This is a genomic window from Aeromonas sp. ZOR0002 (assembly GCF_963866995.1).
Lineage (GTDB): Bacteria > Pseudomonadota > Gammaproteobacteria > Enterobacterales > Aeromonadaceae > Aeromonas > Aeromonas caviae.
In genome coordinates this window covers 10,770-12,739 of sequence record NZ_CAWMFQ010000155.1, presented here as the reverse complement: position 1 = coordinate 12,739, position 1,970 = coordinate 10,770, and the positions used below count along the sequence as shown (strand labels likewise).

Below are 1,970 nucleotides of genomic sequence, written 5' to 3'. Positions count from 1 at the left end.
GCGAGGGGCTCTACCGGCGCCAGATGACCGACGCCCTGGATGCCGAGGGGATCCCCTGGCGCATCGCCTACGTGAGCGGCAGTCTCGCCAGCCTGCAAGGGGCGGTGAGCGCGGGGATCGGGGTCAGCCTGCTGCCGGCGCGCCTGCTGCAACCGGATCAGGTGGTGCTGGCCCACTGGCCTGCGGTGCGCTCGGTGGAGCTGGCCCTGCACCAGGGGCCGGGCACGAGCGAGCCCCTCGCCCGGCTGGGGGAGGCGCTGATCGCGCTCTGTGACGAGGTGATGGGGCCGAGGTAGCCCGGGCGGCCAGGGGTCAGGCCAGGGCCTGTTTCGGCACCACGGCGAGCCAGATTTCCACTTCGCCACTGCCGGTGGCGGCGTCAAAGCGGGCGCCGTAGCGCTCGAAATCCGGCTGCTGGGCAGATTGATAGTCCGATTGCGCGAGCCACGCCAGGGCCTGGCGCCAGGTGTGCGGCAGGGTCGCGACATGCCCCTGATGCAAGAAGATGGCGTAGGTCTGGGGGGCGATGCGCATGCGGCCAAGCCCGGGAGGCAGCACCTCCAGGGCGGCGACCTCCACCCCGCAGAGGTATTCGCAGTGGGTGTCGGTGGCGGCGCAGATGACGCCATAGGCGTGCTCACCGAGTTGCCCCGGTAGAGGAAGCAGGGCGCTGAGGTCGCGCCACTGGCCGGCGAAGTCCCCCTGCTCGAAGGGGTGGTGACGGCGCAGCCCCCCGAGGAGCATGGCGCGGCCTTGTTCGATGCGGATGGGGGCTGACATGGTGCCTCCTGCGGGGGCGCTCAGGCCTCCCGACCTTCCTCGAGCTTGCGCTCATAATCCCGGCGAACGATGGCGAGTGCCGCCAGGGCCAGCGCGGGGGCGATGTGGTTGGTTTCCAGCAGTTCAATCAGATCCACCGCGAGCTGGACCTCGGGGGGGGCATTTTCCAGGGACATCTTGGGTTCTCAAGGGCAAGGGTGGTCGCCATTATAGCGCCCGGCGGCGCGAAGACACGCCCCGGCTGCCCGGGGCGGGACAGGTCACATGTGCTGGCGCATCTCCTTGTCCAGCTCCTCGCGCAGGGCCATCAGCTTTTTGGCGTACTGCTGCAACTGCAGATCGCTCTCGCTCACCGGCTGCCACTGGGGCACCGGAGTGGGTTTGCCATGCTCGTCCATGGCCACGAAGATGATGATGCAGTGGGTGGTCTTGCGCCGCTCCGGGTCGGTGGGGTGGCGGCTGTAGACATCCACCGCCAGGTGCATGCTGGTGGTGCCGGTGTGGATCACCTTGGCGTGCACCTCCACCAGTTGGCCTATCTGGATGGGGCGCAAGAAGCGGATGCCCCCCACATAGACGGTGACGGCATAGCCGCCACACCAGCCGGCGGCGCAGGCGTAGCCGGCCTGGTCAATCCACTTCATCACCATGCCGCCATGGACTTTGCCGCCAAAGTTGACGTCGGCGGGTTCGGCGAGAAATTGCAGGGTCAGTTCACGGGCGCTCATGGTACTTCCTTATGTCGAGGCAAGGGGGGACTCCTTGGCTGTCCCCCGGGGACAATAGCAGCGGGCGGGGCCGACACTGATCCAACCAGCGCCTCTTCTTGTCTGCGCCGTCATTCACCTTGAGTTCAGCGCAGGCGGCCCAGCATGACTCATCACGCGAGGGAGGAGGCCCCATGAAACAGATGCTGGAGCAATTGATGGGAGCTGGCAAGGGCTGGCTCAACGACGGTGGTGACACGCGCAAGGCCCAGATGAAGGGCATGGCGCAGGGGGGATTGGCCGCCGGGGCCATGGCGCTGCTGCTTGGCAACAAGAAGATGCGCAAATATGGCACCAAGGTGGCGGCGGTGGGGGGGGCGGCAGCCCTCGGGGGGCTGGCCTACAAGCTCTATCAGGACTGGCAGACCCAGCAGTCCACCCCGGCCCAGCCGACCCAGCCCCTGGACACCCTGGAGGGCAAGG

Annotated in this window: 5 protein-coding genes; 2 read left to right on the top strand and 3 right to left on the bottom strand. The window is 67.6% G+C overall.

What is annotated here, in order from left to right; genetic code table 11:
* On the top strand, positions 1–296 hold a 296-nt coding region (locus AACR77_RS09395), incomplete at its 5' end, for a LysR substrate-binding domain-containing protein (protein WP_231563193.1).
* A gap of 16 nt (positions 297–312) precedes the next feature.
* Here the strand turns inward: AACR77_RS09395 and AACR77_RS09390 are convergent.
* The 3 genes from AACR77_RS09390 to AACR77_RS09380 all read right to left on the bottom strand — a co-directional run bounded on the left by AACR77_RS09390 (position 313) and on the right by AACR77_RS09380 (position 1,508).
* Entirely contained in the window at positions 313–780 is a 468-nt protein-coding gene (locus tag AACR77_RS09390; protein WP_039038603.1) for a GyrI-like domain-containing protein, read from the bottom strand.
* A 20-nt stretch (positions 781–800) separates the two neighbouring features.
* Complete coding sequence (rsmS, locus tag AACR77_RS09385) at positions 801–956, bottom strand: pleiotropic regulatory protein RsmS (protein ID WP_010674200.1); 156 nt, start codon at positions 954–956, stop codon at positions 801–803.
* Between the two features lie 84 nt (positions 957–1,040).
* A complete protein-coding gene (locus AACR77_RS09380) occupies positions 1,041–1,508 on the bottom strand; it encodes an acyl-CoA thioesterase (RefSeq protein WP_010674201.1) in 468 nt (155 codons plus the stop codon).
* 173 nt (positions 1,509–1,681) lie between these two features.
* On the opposite strand from AACR77_RS09380, the gene AACR77_RS09375 reads away from it, so the two are divergent.
* Positions 1,682–1,970 (top strand): DUF533 domain-containing protein (locus AACR77_RS09375; RefSeq protein ID WP_442853375.1); only part of this gene is annotated, 289 nt, incomplete at its 3' end.

Bases quoted from the DNA above. Each gene is read 5' to 3' on its own strand.
- rsmS (WP_010674200.1), bottom strand. From the start codon at position 956: ATGTCCCTGGAAAATGCCCCCCCCGAGGTCCAGCTCGCGGTGGATCTG.
- AACR77_RS09390 (WP_039038603.1), bottom strand. From the start codon at position 780: ATGTCAGCCCCCATCCGCATCGAACAAGGCCGCGCCATGCTCCTCGGG.
- AACR77_RS09380 (WP_010674201.1), bottom strand. From the start codon at position 1,508: ATGAGCGCCCGTGAACTGACCCTGCAATTTCTCGCCGAACCCGCCGAC.